The sequence below is a fragment of the Oribacterium sp. C9 genome (assembly GCF_002007235.1).
Lineage (GTDB): Bacteria > Bacillota > Clostridia > Lachnospirales > Lachnospiraceae > Oribacterium.
Map to the genome: position 1 here is coordinate 1 of NZ_MUHW01000032.1, position 25,116 is coordinate 25,116.

Genomic DNA, 25,116 nt, shown 5'->3' on the forward strand with positions numbered 1-25,116 from the left:
ACTAAGGATCTTGTGTCCGGTAGGACGTGTGGGTTCAAGTCCCATCCTCCGCATAGGTAGAAAGAGGGCTCTCATGCAAAGCATGAGGGCCCTCTTTTTTTATCAGTTCTCATTTGTAATCTCTGTTATAGCTATAGCTTATAACTCACTATCATTTATCCCTAATTGATTAAAGCTTATACATATAATAAAATCTGTGGTACAAATCTCACGGTATACTTGTTATGTTCATATTTCTTTGAATGTGAGAGTTATGATAACGGTGTAAAGTGATATTATAAGATGGTGGGTGAAAGACGTCGAACCCGCGATCATAAAAATTAGAAACTGACATGCGCATCGAAGGATGCGGGTCAATGGAGGTTTAATGGCAAAGGGTGATAATATCATCCAGTTGGTAAACATGGGTAAGACATTCCATACAAGTTCAGGGGATGTTCTTGCTCTTGATGACATCAATTTGGACATCAAAGAGGGTTCTGTTCAGGGAATCATAGGACTTTCAGGTGCAGGAAAGTCAACGCTTGTAAGGTGCATTAATTATCTGGAGATCCCTACCAGCGGAAAGGTAATCTTCGAGGGTAAGTCTCTCGGTGATCTTTCTGACAGGGAGGTCCGTGAGGCGAGAAGGAACATGGGTATGATCTTCCAGCAGTTCAACCTTCTGGATCAGAGGAATCTTCTTGCAAATGTTACATTCCCACTGGAGATCGCAGGTGAGGATAAGAAAAAGGCGAAGGAAAGAGCCTTGGAGCTTTTGAGGCTGGTAGGACTTGAGGACAGATACAAAAACTATCCCGCACAGCTTTCCGGCGGACAGAAGCAGAGAGTAGCTATTGCGAGAGCTCTCGCCACAAATCCCAAGGTGCTTTTGTGCGATGAGGCTACATCGGCACTTGATCCTAAAACCACAGCGCAGATATTGGAGCTTCTTAAGAAGATCAATCAGGAGCTTGGAGTTACTGTCATAGTCATAACACATCAGATGTCGGTTATTGAAGCTATCTGTGACTCGGTGGCTATCATCGATCACAGCCATATAGCAGAAAGCGGCCCTGTTTCCGAGGTGTTTAACAATCCTAAAACAGAAATAGGAAAGAGACTTATCCTCGGTGATGGTGATGCGGATTCTGTAAAGCCGGTCATCTTTGGGGAGAGCAGCAACAGCAAGATACGTATCGTATTTGACGGACATTCGGCTCATCAGCCTATACTTGCTGACCTGATCCTGAGCTGCAAGGTTCCTGTGAACATCCTTTTTGCCAATACAAAGGAAGTTGAGGGACAGGCTGTTGGACAGATGATAATAGAGCTTCCGGATAATCGGGAAGATGCCGATAAGATCACACAGTATCTGAGAAGCAACAACATCATATTCGAGGAGGTGGACTGATGGACGCAGCATCTATTTCTATGTATCTGGAGGAGACATGGGCCACCATATATATGACCCTTATTTCCAGTGCTATTTCCTATCTTATAGGTATACCCCTCGGAGTGGTCCTGGTGGTGACAGATAAGGACGGTATCGCGCCTTGCAGTTCTGTACATACGGTGCTGGGTGTGATCATTAACATATTCCGTTCCATTCCGTTTTTGATACTGCTTGTTATGGTACTTCCTCTTACCAAGCTTCTTGTTGGAACGACACTTGGTCCTAAGGCCATCATTCCTCCGCTTATCATAGCTTCGGCTCCGTATATCGGAAGAATGGTCGAGTCTTCACTTAAGGAAGTAAGCTCCGGCGTTATCGAGGCTGCGAAGTCAATGGGTGCAAGCAACTGGCAGATCATCTATAAGGTGCTTATCCCTGAGGCTAAGCCAAGTCTCCTTGTGGGTGCCGCTATCTGTATAACAACTATCCTCAGCTATTCCGCAATGGCAGGCTTCGTCGGAGGCGGAGGACTCGGAGCCATCGCGCTTAACTACGGATATTACAGATATAAAACGGATATCATGATGGTTGCGGTTGTAGTACTGGTTGTACTTGTTCAGATCATTCAGGAAATCTGGATGAGACTTTCAAGGGCGACTGACAAGCGAGTAAGAAACTGAAAAAGATAATTATGAAAAATGTATTTTAGCCTTGGCAGGTCTCCGGAAATGATAGGACAGGCGAGAAATTCCAGGGATAGGCATTGGCATAAAATAAAAGTTGTATACCGGCTCAAGGCCGGTGAGTAAAGGATATAGAGATATCCTGATAGTTGAGAAAAGTCACAGTTTTTTATAAAAGGAACGGAGACTTTTCGAAAAGGAGGAGAGATTATGAAGAAAAAGATCACATTGGCACTGGCTACACTTCTTGCTGCGGCATCTCTTGCGGCCTGCGGATCATCAGCAGCACCTGAGACAACTGCAGCAGTCACTGAGGCAGCAAAGACAGAGGCTGCGCAGGAAACAACCGCTGCAGCAGAAACAACAGCAGCTGAGAAGGCTGAGGCAGAGAAGAGTGCAGTAGAGCCACTTAAGGAAGCTGTAAATGTAAAGATCGGTGCAACACCAAGCCCTCATGCCGAAATCCTGGAGCAGGCTAAGGACGCTCTTGCAGCAGCCGGTATAAACATCGAAGTAGTAGTTTACAATGACTATGTTCAGCCGAATCTCGCAGTAGATCAGGGAGAGCTTCAGGCTAACTATTTCCAGCATCAGCCATACCTTGATGATTTCAACAAGGAGAACAACACTCATGTAACATCTGTTGGTGTTGTACACTATGAGCCGTTCGGAATCTATGCGGGAAAGTCAAATGACCTTTCTGCTATCGCTGACGGAGCACAGATCGCTGTTCCTAACGATACAACAAACGAGGCACGTGCACTTCAGCTTCTTCAGGCACAGGGAATCATCACACTTAAGGACGGTGTAGGACTTGCTGCTACAAAGCAGGATATCCTTGAGAACCCTCACAATGTTGAGATCCTTGAGGTAGAGGCAGCTCAGATCCCGAGATCTATCGATTCAGTGGATTTCGCATGCATGAACGGAAACTATGCCATCGATGCAGGCTTCAAGCCATCAGATGCACTTGCACAGGAAGATGCTTCTTCAGAGGCGGCTCAGACCTTTGCCAATGTTATCGCAGTAGCTGAGGCTGATGCAAATTCTGACTGGGCTAAGAAGCTTGTAGAGGTACTTCAGTCTGAGGAAATCACAAACTACATCACAAGTACATATGAGGGCGGAGTAATTCCTATCAAGTGATGTTGTGTTGTATATAGACATCTATATTTAAATGTTATAAACTCTCTGAGTGGCTGTGCCGCTCTGGGAGTTTTTTCTATATATGGTGGTTACAACGCTAAAATTATTATTTGAACACTTAATATAGTTAAATCAATATGGCATTTTCAACAAAACACCGTGGAAAATGATGATAGTGGATGGAACCGCTAAATCACTGAGGTTTTGCGTGATTTATGCTTGAAAAAACGTAGTTCGGGGGTTTGGTGGAAATATCCTGAAATTCTCCGTTTTTTACAAAAAAGTGACTTTTGAGAATTTCGTATTTCATTTCGGATGGAATAGTAGTATAGTAAATACAAGCACAAGATATAGTGTTCTAGAGAAAAGCAAAAACAATATTTGGTAAAACATAAATAGAAAAAATAAATATTTTTTGTATCATCGTTTTATCAGAATTTCAGTATTATCAGATTATGTGAGTGTCAAAATAGCTGGCGCTCACTCAATGATGCGCTATACGGATTATTCGTATGACTGCATCGTCAGAGCATCTTGTATTTTTGGGGTTTTATTATAAAGGGGAATTGCAATGATGGTAGAAGTAAAAGAAGCTGTAAAGCAGAATGTTATCAAGCGTAACGGAAAGGAAGTACAGTTCGATCTTACAAAGATCGCAAACGCGATCCGCAAGGCAAACAACGAGGTTGAGCCCATCTATCAGATGAATGAGTATCAGATCATGGGTGTTGCCGACAATGTTGCCGACAAGTGTGCAAAGCTCAATCGTGCAGTGAGCGTTGAGGAGATCCAGGATATGGTTGAGACAGGTATCATGGAGATGCGCGGTTATGAGGTAGCACAGAAGTATGTCCGTTACCGCTACAAGAGAGAAATAGCCCGTAAGTCCAACACAACTGATGATGATATCCTTTCACTTATCGATCAGTCAAATGAGGAGCTCAAGCAGGAGAATTCCAACAAGAATCCTGTTATCAACTCAACACAGCGTGACTATATGGCAGGTGAGGTTTCAAGGGATCTTACCAGACGTCTTCTCCTTCCTGAGGATATAGTAAGAGCTCATGAGGAAGGCATTATCCACTTCCATGATGCTGACTACTATGCACAGAAGGAGCATAACTGTGACCTCATCAATCTTGAGGATATGCTTCAGAACGGCACAGTTATCTCTCAGACAATGATCGAGAAGCCTCATAGCTTCTATACAGCCTGCAACATCACGACCCAGATCATCGCACAGGTTGCGTCAAACCAGTACGGCGGACAGTCCTTTACTCTTTCACACCTTGCACCTTTCGTAGACATTTCCCGTCAGAAGATCAAGAGCCAGGTGGTTGAGGAAAATGCCGAGGCCGGTGTGGAGATGACTGAAGAGCAGGTGAATAAGGTGGTAGAGAAGCGCCTTCACGAGGAGATCACCCGCGGAGTTCAGACTATCCAGTATCAGCTCATCACTCTTATGACCTGTAACGGTCAGGCTCCTTTCGTTACCATGTTCATGTATCTCGACGAGGTACCTGAGGGACAGACAAGAGATGATCTCGCCATGGTGATAGAGGAAGTTCTCAAGCAGAGAATGAAGGGCGTTAAGAACGAGAAGGGTGTATGGATCACACCTGCATTCCCTAAGATCATCTATACACTTGATGAGGACAATATCTATCCACAGTCAAGATACTATTACCTTACAGAGCTTGCTGCCAAGTGCACAGCCAAGAGAATGGTACCTGATTATATTTCCGCAAAGAAGATGATAGAGTACAAGGGAGATGTATACCCATGCATGGGCTGCAGATCATTCCTTACACCGGATAATGAGCAGAACGATGAAGGTCTCTGCGATGCTGGCAATAAGTCAAACAGTAAGACCTTTGAAGAAGGAAAGCACAAGTATTACGGACGTTTCAACCAGGGCGTTGTTACCATAAATCTCGTTGATGTTGCATGCTCAGCTCATGGTGACATGGACATGTTCTGGAATATCTTTGACGAGAGATTGGAGCTCTGCCATAGAGCACTGAGACTTCGTCATGAGAGACTCATGGGAACAACTTCAGATGTTGCACCTATTCTCTGGCAGTACGGAGCTCTTGCGAGACTTAAGAAGGGCGAGAAGATCGACAGACTTCTGTTCGGAAATTACTCAACCATTTCTCTCGGATATTCAGGTCTCTATGAGATGTGCGTTCGTATGACAGGCAAATCACATACAGATCCTGAGGCAAAGCCATTTGCACTTAAGGTAATGCAGCACATGAACGACAAGTGCGCAGAGTGGAGAAAGGCAGAGAACGTAAGCTATTCACTTTACGGTACACCTATGGAGTCCACAACATATAAGTTCTCCAAGGCACTTCAGAAGAGATTCGGAATCATCAAGGGCGTAACAGATCATAACTATGTAACGAACTCTTATCATGTAAATGTCCGTGAGAAGATCGATGCTTTCACCAAGCTTAAGTTTGAGGCTGATTTCCAGAAGCTTTCACCGGGAGGAGCTATCTCCTACGTTGAGGTTCCAAACATGCAGAACAACATTCCTGCTGTACTCAGCGTTATGAAGTTCATCTATGACAACATCATGTACGCTGAGCTCAACACAAAGTCAGATTACTGTGAGTGTTGCGGCTATGACGGTGAGATAAAGATCGTTGAAGATGATATGGGCAAGCTCGTATGGGAGTGTCCGAACTGCGGAAACCGTGACGAGAGCAAGATGTCCGTAGCCAGAAGAACATGTGGCTATATCGGTACACAGTACTGGAATCAGGGCAGAACCCAGGAGATAAAGGACAGAGTACTACATTTATAATCTGTCCGGTCCTCTGTTGTCACAAGTGTCCCCCGGAAAATTTTTTTGACCAAGTAAAATTTTGGAAAACCAAAAAATTTTCAGGAGATTTTAAAAATCCACAAAGCAATAGACCGGTCAGGATGTGACATCACGCAGGACGTGAATCCCCTGACCGGTTTTTTATTCATCAAAAAAACACGAAAATGATTGCATAGTGTTATGTTAAACCGATATAATAAGTTGGTTATATTTAATAAAAATTTTAGCTTTAAGGATTTATTATGAAGATTGGTTTTTCTGAAATTGTCATCATTTTTATCGTTGCTCTGATAGTTATCGGACCAGAGAAGCTTCCGGAGTATGCGAGAAAGCTTGGAGAGGCATTGCGCCAGTTCCGAAATGTATCCAGTGACCTGACAAAGGATATCAAGGAAACAGTCATCGAACCGCTGGAGGAGGCACAGAAGCCTATAAAAGAGGCATTGCAGCCTATGACAGATGCGGCGGATGATATCAAGAAGAATATCACCGAAGTAAAGACGTCGGTAAACAACATCGGTAAGACAACTCCTAAGAAGGCTGAGCCTGTAAAGACAGAGGGCAAAAAGGAAGCAGAAGCTGAGATGGAGACTGCCGGAGAGGCAAAGGTCGAGACTGAAGAGGTAGCAGAAACAGCTGCGGCAGAATCAGCGGAAGAGGCTGCAACGGAGGAAGTTGTTACCGCGGAAGCTTCGGAGAAGGATGAAATCGTAGAAGCCGCAGAAACTGTTGTGTCAGAAGTTCAGGAAGAATCTGAAGACAGTAAGGCTGCTCAGGATGCGCCGGAGGCAGTTTGACATCTTAAAATCTAAAAGAGACAAATGCTGTCAGGTAAGCTGATATAGGGTCGATGAAATGTGGCGTTGCCACTTTCTGATAAATAAGTTAATTTTGCAGTATAACTGCATTTAAAAGGAGATAATCATGAGAATCGGAACACAGGAATTAATAATCATACTTGCAATCGTAGTAATTGTTTTTGGACCTACACAGATTCCAAAGCTTACAAAGATGTTCGGTAAGTCAGTAAAGAGCTTCCGTGACGGTGTCAGCGAGGATGATGCAGAAGAGAATAAGGACGAGACCAAGGTAAGCGAGACAAAGGCAGCAGAGGATGAAAAGAAGGACTGATAATAGTGAAAACGGCGGAGAGATGACTCTTTCGGGTCATCTCACTGAATTAAGGAACCGTATCATAGTCATCATCGTCGTGCTGGTTGCAGCCATGCTGGTGGGACTTCATTATGCTGAGGTCATCATAACTGCCCTTTTGGACATAGGTCGTTCAAAGGGATATCAGTTCGTATATCTGGCACCTCAGGAGATGCTGATCCAGTATTTTTCCCTGTCTCTTATATTTGCGGCGCTCATAGGACTGCCTATCATTTTCTATGAAGCATATGCATTTATGAGCCCGGGGCTACGGCACAGAGAAAAGATATTCATGATGCTTGCCATTATCTTCGGCATCATCTTCGGATTTTTGGGTATACTTTTTGCGTATAAGATACTTATTCCATTTATGCTCTATTTCCTTTTGGATATGAGTAAGGGTGTCAATGTCTCTGCCGCCATAAGCGTTGGTAACTATGTTTCATTTTTGATGACCATATTCATCATATTTGCGGTACTGTTCGAATTTCCGGTAGTATCTGTACTGCTCTCACAGCTCGGTATCATTAAGGTCGAGTGGATGAGAAAGGCACGTAAGGTCATGATAGTTCTTATCTTCCTTATGGCTGCTATAGTTACTCCGCCGGATATCGTATCTCAGGTAATGGTTGCATTGCCTATGCTGCTTTTATATGAGTTCAGTATCATACTTTGCACAGTTTTCGGAATATTCAAAAAGAATGAGAAGAAAACAGAAGATGAAGAAGAGGATGATACAGAGGACGAAGATCTGAGCCCTGAGGGAACGACAAATTAAAGATTATTTATGAAGTCGCAGGGTAGAAAAGACCCTGCGATTTTTTGTATAAGGATAGAGAAAGGAGACGAATATGCACTATGCGGAAATAAAGCATTTTGATATAGCTAACGGTCCGGGAGTGAGACTCAGCCTCTTTGTTTCAGGCTGTACACATAAGTGTCCGGGATGCTTCAACGAAGTGGCATGGCCATTTGACTATGGAAAGGAGTTCACTAAGGAAGTTGAAGATCAGATACTCGAGGATCTTTCTGATGAAGCTTATCAGGGCATGACTCTTCTGGGAGGAGAGCCCTTTGAGCCGGCAAACCAGAAGGGGCTTTTGTCTCTCATCATAAGATTCAAGGAAAGATATCCGGAAAAGGATCTATGGATCTTTTCGGGTTATCTTTTTGATGAAGATATGCTGGGATGGATGTCTGAAAAGCTTCCTGAGACAAAGGAGATACTTAAGCGGGCAGACGTTATAGTGGACGGAGAGTTTAAGCTGGCACTGAAAGACATTACCCTGCTTTACAAAGGGTCTTCAAATCAGAGAACTATAGATGTACAGAAATCTCTTGAAAAAGGAGAGATCGTACAGTGGGATCCGGGAGAAGGAACCACGGTTTCAAAAACAACACATCTTTAAAAAGAGAAGGCTTTTCCTTTTTGATATGTAACCCCTGTATTGGACAAACAGGTAAGGAAGGTACATATCACCAGGGGAAGCTTTTTTTTATGAGCATCTATTTAAAGAGAAGCATAAGAAATATGTATAAGCATTAATTAATGTACGATATATGTCGATAAAACCTATAGATATCATGTTAGGTTATGGGATTTTTCATATAAATTCCTGTAGTTGTAAACATACTTCGCAGGAGGCGGTATGAGTAAAGCAGAAAGAAATATCAAAAAAGGCGGCAGTAAGCCATATGTAAGTCTTGCTGTTCGTATTCCTGCCATTGTTGCGGTAGCGGTTTTCGTAGTTGTAGCTATCATTTGCGTGGCCTTTGGATATCTGACATTTCGCAATGTTGACAGCATGGCTCAGGACCAGATGAGAAACATCGCAGGACAGAATGTTCTCACCGTACAGAAATATATGAGCGGTATGAATATTTATGCGGATGCATTGGGCAACAGTATACTTAACTATGAAACACTCGGACGTGAAGAGGGAGAGAAGGCCATTATTGCAGAGCTGACTGAGGCAGTGAAATCAGGAAAGATTTTCTCGGCGTATTTTGCATTTGAACCCAACGGACTGTTCCCGGATACGCCTCAGGGGCTATCCTACTATGTATATCCAAGCGGCAGCGACATCAACACGGATATATATAATGACTACGACGTATACAGTACAGAGGATTACTATGCACCTACCAAGGAATCACTGAAGACACATGTTACGGCACCCTATGCATATGAACTTACAGACGGGTCCATAGTACAGCTCATCACGCTGAGTACTCCTATAATCAAAAAGGATACCTTCATAGGTGTTGCTAACTGCGACATGCTGGTGGAAACTCTGGGAAAGCTTCAGTATACAGACGGTGGATATGATAGTAATTACATGACTCTTTCAGATAAGGAAAACACCTATATCGCACACACAGCTGATCCTAAATCAGTTGGAGACAAGGCAGGATTCTCCATGGCAAAGACGGAGAAGACACTTAGCGGAGAGACTTTTATCAATTCTGTACATGACTTCATCGGTGACGCATCCTCTTTCGCGATATTCACTCCGGTTACACTGGAAGGATCTGATCTGGGATGGGTTCTTACAGACATCGTTCACAAGAAAGAGCTCTATGCAGAGCTCTACCGTTCACTTGCCATAGTAGCAGTTATAGGTGTAGTCGGAATAGTATTTTTAGTACTGATATCAGCAGCGATCGTAAGACGAGCCCTTTCTCCGATCAAGCCCCTCATGGGAATTGCTGACAATGTTGGATCATTCAATCTTAGTGTCGAACACTCAAACTATAATTATCCGAACAATGAGCTCGGTGATCTCGCGAAGATCTTCCTGAAGATGGAGGATAATCTGAGGATCATCATAAAGGATATGGATCAGGTACTTGCCTACATGGCTGATGGAGATTTTACAAAGACAAGCTCCTGCTCCGATAAATACGTCGGAGACATGAAGAGCACTCTTGATTCCATCAACAAGATACGTTCCATTCTCGGAAATTCACTTAAGGCAATCAATGCTTCGTCTGCAAAGGTTGCGAATAACTCCAACCAGATTTCTGCCGGTGCACAGACCCTGGCTCAGGGTGCCACAGAGCAGGCGGGTTCTGTTCAGGAGCTCAGCGCTACCATCAATACCGTTAACGAAGAGGTCAAGGGTAACGCTCAGAATGCCGAGAGAGCCAGCGAGATAGCTATGAAGACACAGGAGGCCATCGAGATAAGTAATCAGGAGATGCACAAGCTTACCTCTTCCATGGATGCTATCGAAGAGGCTTCCAACAAGATACAGGATGTAATCAGTATCATTGATAACATAGCATTTCAGACCAATATCCTTTCTCTTAATGCCGCCATAGAGGCTGCAAGAGCAGGACAGGCAGGAAAGGGCTTCGCGGTAGTTGCTGATGAGGTAGGAAACCTTGCAAAGCGCAGCCAGGAAGCTGCCCAGAGCACCAGTGATCTCATTCAGATGGTCACTGAGGCTGTAAATAATGGAAAGATCATCACAGATGATACGGCTGAAGCATTGAAAACAGTATCAGGTTATGCCGATGAGACAAACAATATGATCAAGCAGATCTCTGCGGCATCTGTGAAACAGGCAGAATCTCTCAATCAGATCAGCATCGGAGTAGGTCAGATCTCAGAGGTTATACAGAACAATTCCTCAACATCAGAGGAGAGTGCGGCTGCAAGTATAGAGCTTGCGAACGAAGCAAACAGACTTCATGAACTGGTTGAGCCGTTCAAGCTGCCATAAAGGATAAATCGATAATATATAGATTTTTAGTCCGTGAAAGATGTATATAGCCATTTTGCGTGTGTACAGATTCGGGACTTAAAATAAAAGGGTTAAAAGTTGAGCAAAAAGGGACGTTAGAAGCCTTTTCTGTATTCGTGGAATAGCTTTCATGAATAGATGGATTGGATGACTAAAGTCCTTTTTTGTGTACTTAACTGTAGGAATCATACAATATGTGGTATAATACTTAAATTCAAGAGCTTCTAATCAAGGGGAGGTTTTCTATAATCATGATGACGATTTCAGAGATAAAAAGTTTCGCGAGACGTCAGTTAAAAGGCAATTTGCTATCAGCTATAGGCGTATTGCTCCTTACACTGATATGCTTCACTCTTTGGACTACTGTCCTCACTGTGGTCATGGCAGTAGGCATCTGGGGACCGGTTACGGGACGGCTTCAGATCATTGATCTGGGAACGAATCCGGAGACCAGACTGTTTTTCTTTGCTCTCGTAGGTATAGCTATAGCTGCACTGATATTTATAGGATTGTATCTTGGGGCAGGCATCATGTTGGGAACCCAGAAATTCTACCTCGATATGATGAAAGGAAATCGGGTAGATGCCTTCCGGGTATTTAAGGGATTTTCTGATACGACGCATTTTAAACACTATTTTGGAGTGCTTGTAATTCTTTATGCTATCGAGTTCATACTGATGATCCCTCTGGGAATAGTAGGTGCAAGATCCGGTATCAACTCATCGGATTACAGTATCACTAATCATATAACCAGTATAGTTATCTTTGTGGTGATGCTGTTTCTAAATATGTCAACCTATGCATCGGCAGATAACAGAGAGTTGAAGACCTTTGATGCCATAAAGGTCTCTCTGAGGCTTATGCGTGACCGTAAATTAAAGTTTGTTCTTCTGGAACTGAGCTTTATCTTATGGTTTCTGCTCATCACCATATCTTGTGGACTTGCATCGTTTTTTGTGATTCCGTATTTCAATGCTTCTCTGGCGGTCTTTTATTTAAGTGCGTACAGTGATGAATATAAGAAAAGGACCGGCGAAGAAGAGGTAATCAACGAGCAGCAGGCTCAGGATGCAGAATATGTTGAACCTAAGGATGTATACGTAAAGGGTGACGCAGTTCCTGAAAACAATGAAGCAGGGAGAAGCTTTGAGGAAGTGAGAAAGCAGTATACATTTGATGGAAAGGTGGAAGAGCCTGAAGCAGCGAATACCGGAAGTGAAGCTGATACGTTTTCGGCTTATGAAAAGTGGAAAAAGGATCACGGTATCACCTTAGATAATCCTGATCCTTTCCACAACAGATACACAGATTCAGGAAATGAAAAAAGCGATTGAAGATCAGGAAATATGTATGTGTAATTGAAGGTTAAAGAATGTGTTAAGGGTATAGGGATATACATTGCATAAAACGCAGAAAGTGAAAACAGGGGAGGAAGAAAATGAAGTGTCCGTTTTGTAATGCAGAAGATACGAGGGTCATAGATTCAAGACCTGCAGATGATAATACAGCCATAAGACGACGCCGTCAGTGTGAGGTCTGCGGAAAAAGATTTACGACCTATGAAAAGCTGGAGACCATGCCTATGATGGTCATCAAAAAGGATCAGAGCCGAGTTCCTTATGACAGATCAAAGATAGAGGCAGGTATAGTCAGAAGCTGCCATAAGAGACCCGTATCTACAGCCCAGATAAATCTTCTGGTGGATGAAATCGAAAATGAGATTTTTTCAACAGGTGACCGGGAGATCCCTACTTCGGAAATAGGTGAGCTTGTTATGGATAAGCTGAAGGCTCTGGATCAGGTTGCATATGTAAGATTTGCATCAGTCTACAGAGAATTCAAGGATGTAAATACTTTCGTGGATGAAATAGGAAAGCTCTTAAAAAATCAAAAGGTGGAGACTGACGCAGATGCCAATGCATAAGGTTAAGGTGATCGTTCCCATTACGGGAGAAGATGAAGAAACGATATTGAAGGAAGCTGCAGCTATAGAGATGACAGATGCGGATGCTGTGGAATGGAGATTTGATCTTGCAAAAGCTCTTTACAGCTTTGATGCAGATTCTGAAGCAGGAGATGCGGAAGTATACAGCGCAGCTGAGACTATGCAGGGGATCCTGAAGATGCTGTCACAGCGCCTCGAAGGAAAAGAGCTTCTGTTCACCATCAGGACAAAGTGTCAGGGCGGTGTGTTCCCGAACCTGCCGATGGTTTATGAGATACTTCTCTGTGAGGCTATAAAAAGCAGAAGTCTCGATTTGATAGATATAGAGGATACCACGGATCCCGACAGCATGGAAAGAATCATGGATCTGGCAAAACAATATGATGTGAAGACTATAGTTTCATATCACGATTTTGACCAGACTCCTGATTTTGATGAGATACTTGACAAGTTCGATTCCATAAAGAGCACCGGAGCGGATATCATAAAGACTGCGTACATGCCGGGTAGTGCGAGTGATGTGGCAAGGGTCCTCAGCGCGACTGCATATTACAAGGAGCATGATGGAAGAGAGTGCAGGCTGATCACCATGTCCATGGGAGATCTGGGTAAGATAAGCCGTGTGAGCGGAGCCATATTCGGTTCGGAATATACATTTGCTGCAGTGGGAGATACAAGTGCACCCGGGCAGATGCCTATAAAAACGGCACGCTATATCATGGATGCCCTCAGAGGTTCTGTGGAGCCCAATGTCTATCTCGTGGGATTTATGGCATCCGGTAAATCAACAGTAGCCGCAAGGCTTAAGGAGCTTACTGGAAAGCCTGTCTTTGAGATGGATCAGTGTATAGTGGATAAGATGGGCATGAGCATCTCAGATATCTTCGACAAATTCGGTGAGCAGAGATTCAGGGAGATAGAAACAGAGACCCTGATGGGAATCGGTGCCGAAAATGGGGCTATAGTCTCTACAGGAGGAGGAGCTCCCATGCGTCAGGAGAACAGGGATATCATGGCGAGAAAGGGAAAGGTAATATATCTTTCTGTGAGACCTGAAACGGTAGTCAGCAGACTTTCCGTTAATCAGACGGAACGTCCTCTGCTCAAGGGACATGTGGATATAGACTATGTCAGGGAACTCCTTGGAAAGAGAGATCCTGTATATCGTGAAGCTGCGGATGTGGTCATAGAGACGGACCTGATGAGCGTCGATGAGATAAGCAGGGCGATTATTGATATCGTTAAATGATATGTACAGTTATATTCCATAGTGGGGCTATAGATACTATCGAACTTCAAGCTATATGAGATGGATATGATCATAAAACCAATTATAAAAAAGGCGGTCTACGGATGTTTTTTCATCTGTAGATCGCTTTTTTACTTATCAGAGGGTTACTGAAAGCCGAAGTAAATGTTGTAGATATAGTATAGAGTAAGAGGGTATCTAATTGAAAAAGAGTTTTTTTAGGGTAAGGTATCGTGTACTATCTGCAGTGGTCATTATGGGGGTAATGGCTGTTCTTGCGGCTACACCTGCAGCGGCCGGAAAATACGGATTAAAGTATGACTACGGAAGCACAGGCAGCAGCGGAAGCACAGGCAGCAACGGGAACATAAATGAAGGCTATGTCGTATACGATCCGGAAGAGACATTGACAAAGGAGCAGGAGGAAGAGGTCTTAAACACAACCGAGATAGAGAGGTATGTGAGAGCCAATTACTCAGTTCTTCAGCAGTTCACAAATGAAAGTGAATATACAACCAGAGCAAGACAGGCAGTGGTAAGCTATGCCATGCAGTTTATAGGAAATCCTTATGTCTGGGGAGGAACTTCCCTTACAAACGGGGCAGACTGTTCAGGCTTCGTTCAGGAGATCTTCAGGCATTTCGGTATAGTGACCGGAAGAACCTCCAGAGATCAATATGCGAACTGCGTATATCTGAAGGGTAAAGAAGTTATGCCGGGAGACCTGATATTTTATGCGGATTCAACGGGATACATCAATCATGTAGCCATATATGCCGGGAACTATATGATCATACATGCGGCAAATAAAAAGGCGGGCATAAAGGTGAACAGGTATGATTATAAGCAGCCTTACGCCTACGGAAGATTTATCGCAAATTGATATCGAGACCTGGAGAAAAGGCTCTGCATGGGATCAACATGAGAAAATCAGGCATAAAATATAAATTCGTCTAAGGTCTGTTCTTTATATATTATTCAAAATGGTCGATATATGCTTTGAGAAGGTAGAGCGTATAGGTCTATCTTCGCGTAGCTATGTAAAGATAATTGTGATAGAGAGGAGACAAGGATGGCACTCGACATTAACAATTTGACCAGTTCCATGATCAGAAACATTGATACGCTTAAGAAAACTGAAGGGACAGGGAAGTCAGCATCAGATTCTAAGGCGGTCACAGTGGCGGATGTTTCTGCGGAGGCAGCAGAATTAAAGATATCCGTTGATTCATTCGTTCATTCAAAGAGTTCAGGTGATGAAACAGAAGAGAACGCGGCTGATTCTCAGAAAAAGGGCAGTTCACTTCTCGATGTTTCAAAGGCTGACAAGTTTGGCGTGACCAGGCTAAGTGAAGAAGATCGCCGGGCACTGGTATCCCAGCTTAAAGAAGAGCAGGAAACCATTCAGCAGAAATTTTTACAGAAGATGACTTCCGGGACCATCGGAGAGCAGTTCCGTCAGTGGAGCGCTGCCAATTCCCATCTCACCCAGGATGGTGATGGTATCTGGAAATTTATTGCGAGCGGAAACTATACAGTGGATGCGGAGACAAAGGCAGCAGCACAGGAGGCTATTTCTGAGGGCGGTTACTACAGCGTAGAGAATACCTCTCAGAGAATCTTTGATTTTGTGGCGGCTATAGCAGGAGATAATGTTGGACTCATGCAGAAGCTTCAGTCATCTGTTTTGGACGGTTACAATGAAGCAACCAAGGCATGGGGAGGCGATCTTCCTGACATCTGCTCCAGGACTCTCGATGCAACCAATCAGTTGTTCGAGGATTACTACAAAGAGCATGGTGCATAGTTTTTGTCTTTTGAAAGCTTAATAGGACGTTAGGAGCTTTACTAAAGTTTCTACATATACTTTATGCAAGCAGGGAGCCGAGAGGGGGAATCGGACTCTCTGCATTGTGTTAATAAGTACAAATATAGTAGAGGAAACACATGATTCAGAAGACCTTCATCATTCATGACGAGAGTGAAACATTTGAATTACTGGCAAGTGTGACGTTGTATTCGTGGTATCAGAAAGCAAAGACGACTCTTGCTTTTTTGAGCTGTTCAAATATTTCCCACATACAGATGCATCAGGTCGTTAGAGTTCTCAGAAGCGCTTATCCTGACATCAGGATCATAGCGGGAACCCAGGCTGTAAATGATGGAATGGAAGGAAGATGTACAGTAAGAATCAGCTTCCTCTATTTTGATGAGTCTGATGTAGAGACAAAGGTCTTCGATTATAACAAATTCAGTAAAAATGAGATCATAGAAAATGCGAAAGACTTTCTCCGCAGTCAGAGCAACCTCAAGGGAGTATGCCTTTTGACCATAGGCAACAATCTCGAGCTCGGAAGATTTATAGAAGAGGTTTCGGATGAATTTCCTGATGTACCTTTCTTCGGAAGTGTTACGGGTGATCCTGTAGGTTCAAAGCTTCCTGAAGACCAGGCCGGATCTGTCATGGCAGATATTATGACTGACAGAGGAATAGCCATGGCGGCTCTGTCAGGTGAGAATCTACATATCATGGTAAATCAGCAGACTCCGTGGAAGGCAGTAGGAAGAGAGTTGACTGCCGGAGTAGAGAGTAAAGAAAAAAATGATGCCGCTGAGGTATGCCTGACAAAGCTTGACGGAAAGGCGGCTGTTGACATATACAGACATTATCTGGGAGTAGAGTTCAATGAATTCTTCCTTCAAAATGTAAGTGAATTCCCTCTGATTCAAAAGTGCTACGGCAGCAATGACGTAGTTCATATTCCTATGTACGTTTCCGAAAATGGAGAGCTGTTCTATTACAGCGAGATCAGGGATGGTGACAAGCTGAGACTCGGTTACGGAAACCCTGAGGATTTTCTGTCAAGTGCAGATTCCGGAAGTCAGATCATAGATCTTTTCGGAGCTCAATCTGTGCTGCTTTTTGTATGTTTTACGCATCCCATGATACTGAAGAAGGATGTGGCAGAGGAGATAAAGTATTTTCTTCGTAACTGTGTAAGCCTTAACTTTTTCTATTCCCTTGGTGAGATATACAGATTTGATCATATCGGGGGTGTCCAGAGCGGTAGCCTGACTGCTGTTGCCATGCGCGAAGGTGAGAAGGATGAAGAAGTAGAAAATACACTTTTCAAGATGCGCAGTACCTCTGAAAAGAAGGATATCATTCCGTTAAATGAACGTCTCATTAACTTCCTTGAAGTGACGACAAGCGAATATGATGAAATGGCTCACATAGCAGAACAGGCAAACAAGGCAAAGTCTGATTTCCTTTCAAACATGTCTCATGAGATACGTACCCCTATTAACGCAGTGCTGGGTATGGATGAGATCATCCTGCGGGATACTCAGGAACCAAAGACAAAGAAGTATGCTGAGAATATACATAATGCCGGCAACATCCTTTTGTCACTGGTAAACGATATACTTGATTTTTCAAAGATAGAAGCCGGAAAGATGAATATCTTACCGGTTGAGTATGATGTGAGATCCACCCTCAATGACCTTCTCAACATGCTTAAGAAGCGTGCAAATGATAAGGGACTGGAATTCCGGGTTCAGGTGGATCCAAGGATACCGTCTATCATGAGGGGAGATGTCATACGACTAAAGCAGGTCGTTCTGAATATCGTCAACAATGCCATCAAGTACACAAATTATGGGTCAATAATGCTTAAGGCCATCATGAAGGATGATGATGCGGAAAAGGGCATAGCCGACATAAGATTCAATATCATTGATTCCGGAATAGGAATCAAAAGGGATGATCTTCCGCGTCTTTTCAATGCATTTGACCGCATAGAGGAAAACCGGAATCGTGCCATCGAGGGAACGGGTCTCGGCATGAACATTACCCAGAGACTCCTTCAGGCCATGGGCAGTCATCTGGAGGTCGACAGTATCTACGGCGTAGGGTCTAATTTCGGGTTCACGCTGATGCAGGAGGTTGTTGACTGGAACCCTGTGGGTAATTTTGCCTTTTTCCTGAATATTAACAACACCCAGACCGAAATCTACAGACCAGGCTTTGAGGCACCGGATGCAAGAGTGCTGATAGTAGACGATGCGCCTATGAATCTTCAAGTCGTGGAGGGACTTCTGGATGGAACCAAGATGAAGATGGATACTGCCATCAGCGGTCATGACTGCCTGAGCTGGGTTCAGGAAAATGTTTATGACCTGATACTTCTCGATTACCGTATGCCTCAGATGGATGGCATCGAGACTCTCCATGCCCTGAGAAGACTTGGCGGATGGAGGGAAAAGGTTCCTGTTATCTGTCTCACTGCCAATGCTTTGACCGGAGCAAGAGAACAGTACCTGAATGCCGGTTTTGACGATTATGTTACTAAGCCCATAAAACCGAAGCTTTTGGAAAAGACCATACTCATGTATCTTCCTGACGAGCTGGTGACCAGAAAGAACCAGCAGCAGGAGACTGCTGCAGAGAGTGGAATAATCAGAGCTCCTGAGAGCATAGAGGTAGATAACAAGGGACATGTGACAGAGCCGCCCGTTCCGCTTGAGCTGTATCTGAATGAAGAGCTGGATATCTATCATGCGTTTGAATCCTGCGGAGGACCGCAAAGATTCTTCGTTAACCTGAAGGAATTCAGTAAGTATATTTTAAAAGCAGGAGAAGAGATAAAAGCGCTGTACGAGGATGATGACATTAAAGGCTTTACCATAAAGGTTCATGCCCTTAAGAGCTCTTCTGGTCTCGTTGGATTTATGAGGCTAAGCCGTCTCTCAGGCATACTGGAGAAGGACGGTGATTCGGGAGATCTGGAGGATATTCATGAGAAGGTGCCGGAGCTTTTCAGAATGATAGATAAGGTATATTCGAGCATCAAGGATGTGGATTTCAGTAAAACCGGTAAAAATCCTAATTCAGGACGTGAGGCAGGAGGGCTGGATGAAGCATATAAAGTCATAAGACAGGCTGTTGAGGACTATGATTACGATAAGCTCACGGGAGTTCTGGAGTCTCTGGAAGGCTTCGCTCTTCCTGAACCTCATAAACATAGAATAGAGAGACTCAGTCAGGCGGCGGATGAGCTCGACTGGATGATGCTTCAGGAGATAATGGAAGAAGAGATGGAGAAATAAAAGCTATTATTCACTCTGATTTAAGAAATTAAAAAAATAAAAAAAGTTTGTTGACAAAGACCTATCTATTTAGTAATATATACGAGTCGCCGAAAGAAAGAGCAAAACAAAGCACTGAAACGAAGCGATAGACGGGGTCTTAGCTCAGCTGGGAGAGCATCTGCCTTACAAGCAGGGGGTCACAGGTTCGAGCCCTGTAGGCCCCACGTCTTCGGTCTGGACTGCGCTTTATGCGCGGCCTGGGTCGAGAAAATACAATATGGCGAGATAGCTCAGTTGGCTAGAGCACGCGGTTCATACCCGCGGTGTCGAGGGTTCAAGTCCCCCTCTCGCTATTATAAAGGGCTCTGGAGAACGTTGAGAAATCAACGTTCTTTTTTTGCATATAATCAGAAAATATAATATGCATTGCAGAATGGTGGATTAGTATGGAGTGGTAAACCAAGCTCCAAATGTTGGGCAAACTATTACTGTGTAAACCTAGGAAAGTATACCTGAAAAAATATTTATAAATATTTGCGGAATAGCCGAAATTTTATGTGATAACGAAAAATCAGATATCATAATAATCGGTTGATAAAGCTAAGAAAATATGAGAGTGTGGTATGAGGAAAGCATTGAAAAATCAGTTGGCTGAGCTTATTGTGCTCTTGCCGGAAGCTCACGAAACGATATGCGGAAGTCTTAGAAAAAATGATCAGGAAACTGCCACGGTATGTCTTTCAGATTGTCAGGACACTGCTGTGGCAGTAGGGACAAAGATAGATGAAACTGAGGGAGAGGGTACAACTACAGTTAAAGCGCTGGAAGAGTACTGTGAGCTTTTGTTCCACATACATCAGGATATGACTGCGGGAACGGCTGATCCTAAGAAGGTGGAAAAACAGTTAAAGAAGCATTATATAGATATCTGTAATAAGCTGCTTTATGATATACCGGAGACAAAAGAAGTGGTATTTCTTCCCTATAAGGCATCAATGTGGGATTCCCTTGAGACGGTGTGGAAAAGGGCTTCGGAGGATCCTAAGATAAATGCTGTGGTGATACCCATTCCTTATTACGACAAGAACCCTGACGGTTCATTCAGGGAGATGCACTATGAGGGGGCTGAGTTCCCAAAAGACGTCCCAATTGTGTCATATGAAAAATATAATCTCGAAGCAAACCATCCTGATGAAATTTATATTCATAATCCCTATGATGATACAAATTATGTTACATCTATTCACCCTGCATTTTACTCAAAGAAGCTGAGGGAATATACAGATAAGCTGGTTTATATTCCGTATTTCGTTCTGGAAGAGATAAACCCTGATAACATGGCTGCAGTAAAAGGTATCAGTGCTTTTATAGATACTCCGGGAGTTATCTATGCGGATGAGGTGATAGTACAATCGGAAGCCATGCGAAAAGTCTATATTGAGTGCATGGTAAACCTTACCGGAGAATATAACCGGAAATATTTTGAACAGAAAATCAAGGGTACAGGCTCTCCCAAGATAGAAAAGATAAAATCCATGACAATAGACGATGTGACTGTTCCGGAAGAGTGGAAGAGACATATCTACAGGGAGGATGGAAGCTGCAAAAAGATAATCATTTACAATACAAGTTTAGCTTGCTTTCTTGAAAATTCTGAGCAGATGCTCAGAAAGATTCAGGACGTATTCAGGATATTCAAGGAACATAAGGGTGAAGTTACGCTTCTTTGGAGGCCACACCCACTTTATAAAGCAACTATAAGCTCCATGAGACCACATCTGGCAGATGTATATGATAAAATAGTTGAAATATATAAAACGGAAGATTTAGGAATATACGATGATACAGCGGATATGGACAGAGCACTTGTGCTTGCAGATGCATATTATGGTGACAGGAGTAGTCTGGTTACGCTTTGTAAAGCAATAGGCATGCCAGTCATGCTGCAGAATCCGTTTGTGATAGATGAAGATTGAGATGTAGAGAAAGCTGATGGTGTATTTAGATATAAAATATTATTTATAAAATCCCGATAAACAGTCGACATTTTTATATAATTATATATAGTGAATAAAGTTTTTGTAATTGTTTCTGAAGTAGGATTATGTTTATAAAATAAAGTGGGGTGTTTAACGTTGAATATAGGGGTAATATTCGCTGGCGGCGTCGGTTCCAGAATGCACAGTAAAGATAAACCAAAGCAATTTTTAAAGCTCTACAATAAGCCGATAATTCTGCATACATTAGAACCTTTTGAACTGAATAATGAGATAGATGCGGTTGTTATAGCCTGTGTAGAAGATTGGATACCGTATCTTGAAAAGCTCATATATAAGTTTAGAATCGAAAAAGTCAAGAAGATCGTACATGGTGGACCCACAGTACAACTTTCGATATATGAAGGGTTAAAGGCTGCAAAAAAAATTGCAGGGGATGAACCAAGCATAGTGCTTATTCATGATGGAGTCAGACCGCTTATAAATACAAGGCTGCTTTCTGACAATATCGATAGTGTAAAAAAATATGGATCAGCAATTACAGCCGGAGTCGTAAAGGAAACTATTGTTGTTGTTGATGAAGACCTGAATATAGAACAGGTTCCTTCCAGAAAGCATTCGCGAATGGCAAAAGCTCCACAGTCGTTCTGGCTTGATGAAATACTGGCTGTACATGAAAAAGCACTGGAGGATGGAGAAAGAAACACTATAGATTCATGTACTCTTATGAAGCAGTATGGGAAAAAACTGCATATGATCGATGGACCATATGAGAACATCAAAATCACTACTCCGGATGACTTTTATACTATGAGGGCTATCCTGGAGGCGAAGGAAAACAGCCAGATATATGGATATGATGATTAACTACAAGAGGAGTAGTGATGATGTTTCATGAATTCTCTAATAAGTGCTTTTTAATTACCGGTGCAACTGGGCTTATAGGACAGTCGTTATCAAAAAGTCTTTTGAGTTATGGCGGAAAGATCATTGCCGTTGTCCGTGATCAGGAAAAGGCAAAAAGAATATTTGGAGAGGATGGAAATATTTCATATATTGTTTCTGATGTTACTGAATTGGAAATAAAGAGATATGATGTTGACTACATAATTCATGCTGCGGCTTGTACATCAAGCAGGGAATTTATTAATAATCCTGTAGGAGTAATCAATGTTGCGATAGAGGGAACAAGAAGAACGTTGGAAATCGCAAAGATGAGCGGTGTGAAAGGCTATTTATATCTTTCTAGTATGGAAGTTTACGGGACACCCGTAAATGATGAAATAATAGATGAAATGCATAGTACAAATCTCAATACGATGTCACCAAGATCCGCATATCCTGAGAGCAAAAGGACGTGTGAGTGTTTATGTGCATCGTATTTTTCTCAGTTTAATGTTCCTGTAAAAGTTGTAAGACTGACTCAGACATTTGGACCGGGAGTCCTATACAATGATGGGCGTGTATTTGCAGAGTTTGCAAGGTGTGTGATTGAAAGCAGAAATATAATACTACATACAAAAGGCGATACAAAAAGGAGCTATCTATATACAGAAGATGCTGTTGGTGCCATCCTTACAGTTTTGCTGAAAGGTAAAAATGGAGAAGCATATAATGCGGCAAATGAAGAAACCTATTGTTCGATTTATGAGATGGCTGAAATGGTGGCAAGTGAGATAGCTGATAATGATATCAAAGTTATCGTAGAAGAAAAAGATATCACTTCATTCGGATATGCGCCGACGCTACATATGAATCTGGACACGGAGAAAATCAAAAATCTAGGATGGGAAGCTAAAGTTGGATTAAAGGAAATGTATGAGAGACTTATTGAAGATATGAAGAGCTGATCTAGATGGAGTAAAATACATGTTTTTCTAAGACGCGATTCTGGCTTTACAGTTTATATAAAAATATCCAAAGAACAAGAAAAGAATAAGATTACCAGGAGGAAGGAATAAAATGTCTAATATTTACATAGCAGGTGCCCATTCTCGTGGTATCACAGCGGGACATTATCTGACATATCTGGATCCCTCAGTAAAGATAATTGCGTATCTATATAACAATGACGAGGATAACCCTTCCGATATTGATGGTGTACCGGTCATGAAAATCGATGATAATTCAAAGTTAGATACAACCTGTACAGTTTACTTAGGGATGCGTGGTATCAATCATAAAGGCATAACAGAAACATTGTTAAAATGTGGTATGCAGCATATCATACCTGTTGATGTCTGGCTTGATATAGAATTAAGAAATAAGTATATTGAGATGTATTTCAAGTCAGTTGGCCGTAAATTTGAAAAGATCAGTGATTATCAATCGGGAAAAACATCTTTTAATTCTGATGCAACAATTTATGTTGCAAATTCAGTAATTGATAAAGCACTAAAAGAGAACTACGCATTTTTGCCTGAAGAAAAGATCATTCAGGTAGGAACAAGTTTAGCAGATCGAAAAATCAATGCGGATTTTTTTGATTGTGAGGGAGATAACATCTCTGACAGAAATAAACAGTTTTGTGAATTGACAGCATTGTATTGGATATGGAAACATGCAACAGAGGATATCGTTGGATTAGTTCATTATCGAAGGCATTTTATACTTCCGGAAAAATGGGTGGAAATAATGGATGCAAATAATATAGACGTGATTCTTCCGGTTCCGCTTTATGTTCATCCATGCTTAGAAGGGGATTATAGAAGCAGACATATAGAAAAACATTGGGATGATATGCTTACCTTTTTTAAAGTGAATCATAAGGAAGAATATGATGTAGTTAATAATTACTTTAAAACTACTGCTTTATTTACTCCATGTAATATGCTGATAGCAAGAAGAGAAGTGTTTAATGATTTGTGCAAGTGGATGTTTCCGGTTTTATTTTACGTTGCAGATACAGGCGGTGTAGAGGAGGATAATTATCAGAATCGTTATCCGGGTTTTATCTCAGAGAGACTGATTTCATATTTTTTTGAAAAGAACAGAGATAAATATAAAGTGGTTTATTGTGATAAAAATTTTTTAAATACGTGAGTCCCCGGTTCATATAATATGAATTTCGACCATAAGAACAGTATATAGAGATAGAGCAAGATTCACGTGGTCTCGAAATATAGGGAACCCTACTTAATTAATGCAGGGAGTAAGGTCAAGTGTTTGAGACATTACTCCCTTTTTCGTATACAAATGCGTCTGATTTTACATTTATTTAGATAAGGTTTTGTGAATTAGAAAATGGTCTTCGTGTCAGGAGGTTTCTAATGATAAAATATTATGAGTCTGTTATGAAAGTTCTTGAAGATTCAGTTGAATCTATCCAACAGGATATTTATGAAAAACTTGTAAATGAGTGTGTGTTGACGAAAAATTTAATAAATACTGTTATTTTTGATGCTATACTAAAATAATAGGACAGAGGATATGGTTCAATAAAGCAGTTGAGGTTATCTGATTCGTTTATAAAACCGGATAAGACGGGAGCTTTTGAATGGACAGCAACATTGTGTAACCTTAATAAAGAAAAAATGATGAGCTAAGATTTCAATGTAAAGTACTGGACGGATATATGACGCTGATCGAACGGATACGCGAAAAACTAAAATGCTCAGAAGATATAGAGAAGGCTGTAGATTCTGCAGTTGTTTCATGTATTGAGGACGGAATACTGAAGGAGTTCCTGATTGCTCATAGGGCGGAGGTAATAGACATGTGTCTAACGGAATATGATGAAAAAACATTTGTAAACGGTATCAAAGAAGAGGGGCGTGAAGAAGGCCTCAAGGAAGGGCGCAAAGAAGGAAGAAAAGAAGGTTGTAAATAAAATATACCCTAAAATATACCCTATAAAGTGGACACTTTAAGAAGAAGGGAACCCTAAAAATGGA

At 42.2% G+C, this 25,116-nt stretch carries 21 protein-coding genes and 2 tRNA genes; all 23 read left to right on the top strand.

Annotated features, from left to right (window positions below; all coding sequences use genetic code 11):
* Positions 1-367 precede the first annotated feature (367 nt).
* The 23 genes from BXO88_RS14900 to BXO88_RS15005 all read left to right on the top strand — a co-directional run bounded on the left by BXO88_RS14900 (position 368) and on the right by BXO88_RS15005 (position 25,052).
* Positions 368-1,393 (top strand): methionine ABC transporter ATP-binding protein, encoded by a 1,026-nt coding sequence (locus BXO88_RS14900; RefSeq protein ID WP_139355618.1) that lies wholly within the window; start codon positions 368-370, stop codon positions 1,391-1,393.
* The gene (locus tag BXO88_RS14905) at positions 1,393-2,055 is read left to right on the top strand and encodes a methionine ABC transporter permease (protein ID WP_078038522.1); all 663 of its coding nucleotides are present in this window, start codon (positions 1,393-1,395) and stop codon (positions 2,053-2,055) included. Before BXO88_RS14900 ends, BXO88_RS14905 begins: the two co-directional genes overlap by 1 nt.
* A 213-nt stretch (positions 2,056-2,268) precedes the next feature.
* Positions 2,269-3,204, top strand: a complete 936-nt coding sequence (locus BXO88_RS14910) for a MetQ/NlpA family ABC transporter substrate-binding protein (protein ID WP_078038523.1) — start codon at positions 2,269-2,271, stop codon at positions 3,202-3,204.
* Positions 3,205-3,775: 571 nt separating this feature from the next.
* A complete protein-coding gene (gene nrdD, locus BXO88_RS14915; protein ID WP_078038524.1) occupies positions 3,776-6,019 on the top strand; it encodes an anaerobic ribonucleoside-triphosphate reductase in 2,244 nt (747 codons plus the stop codon).
* 263 nt (positions 6,020-6,282) lie between these two features.
* The gene (gene tatB, locus BXO88_RS14920; RefSeq protein ID WP_078038525.1) at positions 6,283-6,837 is read left to right on the top strand and encodes a Sec-independent protein translocase protein TatB; all 555 of its coding nucleotides are present in this window, start codon (positions 6,283-6,285) and stop codon (positions 6,835-6,837) included.
* 127 nt (positions 6,838-6,964) lie between these two features.
* Positions 6,965-7,171 carry a twin-arginine translocase TatA/TatE family subunit gene (locus tag BXO88_RS14925; RefSeq protein ID WP_078038526.1) on the top strand — a complete coding sequence of 69 codons (207 nt, stop codon included), beginning with the start codon at positions 6,965-6,967 and terminating at the stop codon, positions 7,169-7,171.
* Positions 7,155-7,970 (top strand): twin-arginine translocase subunit TatC, encoded by an 816-nt coding sequence (gene tatC, locus BXO88_RS14930; protein WP_078038527.1) that lies wholly within the window; start codon positions 7,155-7,157, stop codon positions 7,968-7,970. Before BXO88_RS14925 ends, tatC begins: the two co-directional genes overlap by 17 nt.
* 73 nt (positions 7,971-8,043) lie before the next feature.
* On the top strand, positions 8,044-8,601 hold the full coding sequence (gene nrdG, locus BXO88_RS14935) for an anaerobic ribonucleoside-triphosphate reductase activating protein (protein ID WP_078038528.1): 558 nt from the start codon (positions 8,044-8,046) through the stop codon (positions 8,599-8,601).
* Between the two features lie 240 nt (positions 8,602-8,841).
* Entirely contained in the window at positions 8,842-10,920 is a 2,079-nt protein-coding gene (locus tag BXO88_RS14940; RefSeq protein ID WP_078038529.1) for a methyl-accepting chemotaxis protein, read from the top strand.
* Positions 10,921-11,192: 272 nt separating this feature from the next.
* Positions 11,193-12,275 carry a DUF975 family protein gene (locus BXO88_RS14945; RefSeq protein WP_078038530.1) on the top strand — a complete coding sequence of 361 codons (1,083 nt, stop codon included), beginning with the start codon at positions 11,193-11,195 and terminating at the stop codon, positions 12,273-12,275.
* Between the two features lie 104 nt (positions 12,276-12,379).
* Entirely contained in the window at positions 12,380-12,865 is a 486-nt protein-coding gene (gene nrdR / locus BXO88_RS14950; protein WP_078038531.1) for a transcriptional regulator NrdR, read from the top strand.
* Complete coding sequence (aroD, locus tag BXO88_RS14955; RefSeq protein WP_078038532.1) at positions 12,852-14,135, top strand: type I 3-dehydroquinate dehydratase; 1,284 nt, start codon at positions 12,852-12,854, stop codon at positions 14,133-14,135. Before nrdR ends, aroD begins: the two co-directional genes overlap by 14 nt.
* Before the next feature lie 202 nt (positions 14,136-14,337).
* Positions 14,338-15,018 carry a C40 family peptidase gene (locus tag BXO88_RS14960; protein ID WP_242945240.1) on the top strand — a complete coding sequence of 227 codons (681 nt, stop codon included), beginning with the start codon at positions 14,338-14,340 and terminating at the stop codon, positions 15,016-15,018.
* Positions 15,019-15,207: 189 nt separating this feature from the next.
* Positions 15,208-15,942: a hypothetical protein gene (locus BXO88_RS14965; protein ID WP_078038534.1), complete on the top strand. Its 735-nt coding sequence runs from the start codon at positions 15,208-15,210 to the stop codon at positions 15,940-15,942.
* 140 nt (positions 15,943-16,082) lie between these two features.
* Complete coding sequence (locus BXO88_RS14970) at positions 16,083-19,244, top strand: response regulator (RefSeq protein ID WP_078038535.1); 3,162 nt, start codon at positions 16,083-16,085, stop codon at positions 19,242-19,244.
* Positions 19,245-19,377: 133 nt separating this feature from the next.
* Positions 19,378-19,450: transfer RNA gene (locus BXO88_RS14975), tRNA-Val, on the top strand.
* 55 nt (positions 19,451-19,505) lie between these two features.
* A tRNA-Met gene (locus tag BXO88_RS14980) sits at positions 19,506-19,579 on the top strand.
* Between the two features lie 282 nt (positions 19,580-19,861).
* Positions 19,862-21,202: a hypothetical protein gene (locus BXO88_RS14985; protein ID WP_242945241.1), complete on the top strand. Its 1,341-nt coding sequence runs from the start codon at positions 19,862-19,864 to the stop codon at positions 21,200-21,202.
* Positions 21,203-21,361: 159 nt separating this feature from the next.
* Positions 21,362-22,090 carry an IspD/TarI family cytidylyltransferase gene (locus BXO88_RS14990; protein WP_078038538.1) on the top strand — a complete coding sequence of 243 codons (729 nt, stop codon included), beginning with the start codon at positions 21,362-21,364 and terminating at the stop codon, positions 22,088-22,090.
* Positions 22,091-22,107: 17 nt separating this feature from the next.
* A complete protein-coding gene (locus BXO88_RS14995; RefSeq protein ID WP_078038539.1) occupies positions 22,108-23,073 on the top strand; it encodes an NAD-dependent epimerase/dehydratase family protein in 966 nt (321 codons plus the stop codon).
* 112 nt (positions 23,074-23,185) lie between these two features.
* On the top strand, positions 23,186-24,265 hold the full coding sequence (locus BXO88_RS15000; protein ID WP_078038540.1) for a DUF4422 domain-containing protein: 1,080 nt from the start codon (positions 23,186-23,188) through the stop codon (positions 24,263-24,265).
* Positions 24,266-24,492: 227 nt separating this feature from the next.
* Complete coding sequence (locus BXO88_RS16600) at positions 24,493-24,639, top strand: hypothetical protein (protein WP_168171738.1); 147 nt, start codon at positions 24,493-24,495, stop codon at positions 24,637-24,639.
* A 158-nt stretch (positions 24,640-24,797) separates the two neighbouring features.
* Entirely contained in the window at positions 24,798-25,052 is a 255-nt protein-coding gene (locus tag BXO88_RS15005) for a hypothetical protein (RefSeq protein WP_078038541.1), read from the top strand.
* Positions 25,053-25,116: the final 64 nt, after the last annotated feature.

Coding starts and splice junctions, on each gene's coding strand:
- BXO88_RS14900 (WP_139355618.1), top strand. CDS start 368: ATGGCAAAGGGTGATAATATCATCCAGTTGGTAAACATGGGTAAGACA.
- BXO88_RS14905 (WP_078038522.1), top strand. CDS start 1,393: ATGGACGCAGCATCTATTTCTATGTATCTGGAGGAGACATGGGCCACC.
- BXO88_RS14910 (WP_078038523.1), top strand. CDS start 2,269: ATGAAGAAAAAGATCACATTGGCACTGGCTACACTTCTTGCTGCGGCA.
- nrdD (WP_078038524.1), top strand. CDS start 3,776: ATGATGGTAGAAGTAAAAGAAGCTGTAAAGCAGAATGTTATCAAGCGT.
- tatB (WP_078038525.1), top strand. CDS start 6,283: ATGAAGATTGGTTTTTCTGAAATTGTCATCATTTTTATCGTTGCTCTG.
- BXO88_RS14925 (WP_078038526.1), top strand. CDS start 6,965: ATGAGAATCGGAACACAGGAATTAATAATCATACTTGCAATCGTAGTA.
- tatC (WP_078038527.1), top strand. CDS start 7,155: ATGAAAAGAAGGACTGATAATAGTGAAAACGGCGGAGAGATGACTCTT.
- nrdG (WP_078038528.1), top strand. CDS start 8,044: ATGCACTATGCGGAAATAAAGCATTTTGATATAGCTAACGGTCCGGGA.
- BXO88_RS14940 (WP_078038529.1), top strand. CDS start 8,842: ATGAGTAAAGCAGAAAGAAATATCAAAAAAGGCGGCAGTAAGCCATAT.
- BXO88_RS14945 (WP_078038530.1), top strand. CDS start 11,193: ATGATGACGATTTCAGAGATAAAAAGTTTCGCGAGACGTCAGTTAAAA.
- nrdR (WP_078038531.1), top strand. CDS start 12,380: ATGAAGTGTCCGTTTTGTAATGCAGAAGATACGAGGGTCATAGATTCA.
- aroD (WP_078038532.1), top strand. CDS start 12,852: ATGCCAATGCATAAGGTTAAGGTGATCGTTCCCATTACGGGAGAAGAT.
- BXO88_RS14965 (WP_078038534.1), top strand. CDS start 15,208: ATGGCACTCGACATTAACAATTTGACCAGTTCCATGATCAGAAACATT.
- BXO88_RS14970 (WP_078038535.1), top strand. CDS start 16,083: ATGATTCAGAAGACCTTCATCATTCATGACGAGAGTGAAACATTTGAA.
- BXO88_RS14995 (WP_078038539.1), top strand. CDS start 22,108: ATGATGTTTCATGAATTCTCTAATAAGTGCTTTTTAATTACCGGTGCA.
- BXO88_RS15000 (WP_078038540.1), top strand. CDS start 23,186: ATGTCTAATATTTACATAGCAGGTGCCCATTCTCGTGGTATCACAGCG.
- BXO88_RS16600 (WP_168171738.1), top strand. CDS start 24,493: ATGATAAAATATTATGAGTCTGTTATGAAAGTTCTTGAAGATTCAGTT.
- BXO88_RS15005 (WP_078038541.1), top strand. CDS start 24,798: ATGACGCTGATCGAACGGATACGCGAAAAACTAAAATGCTCAGAAGAT.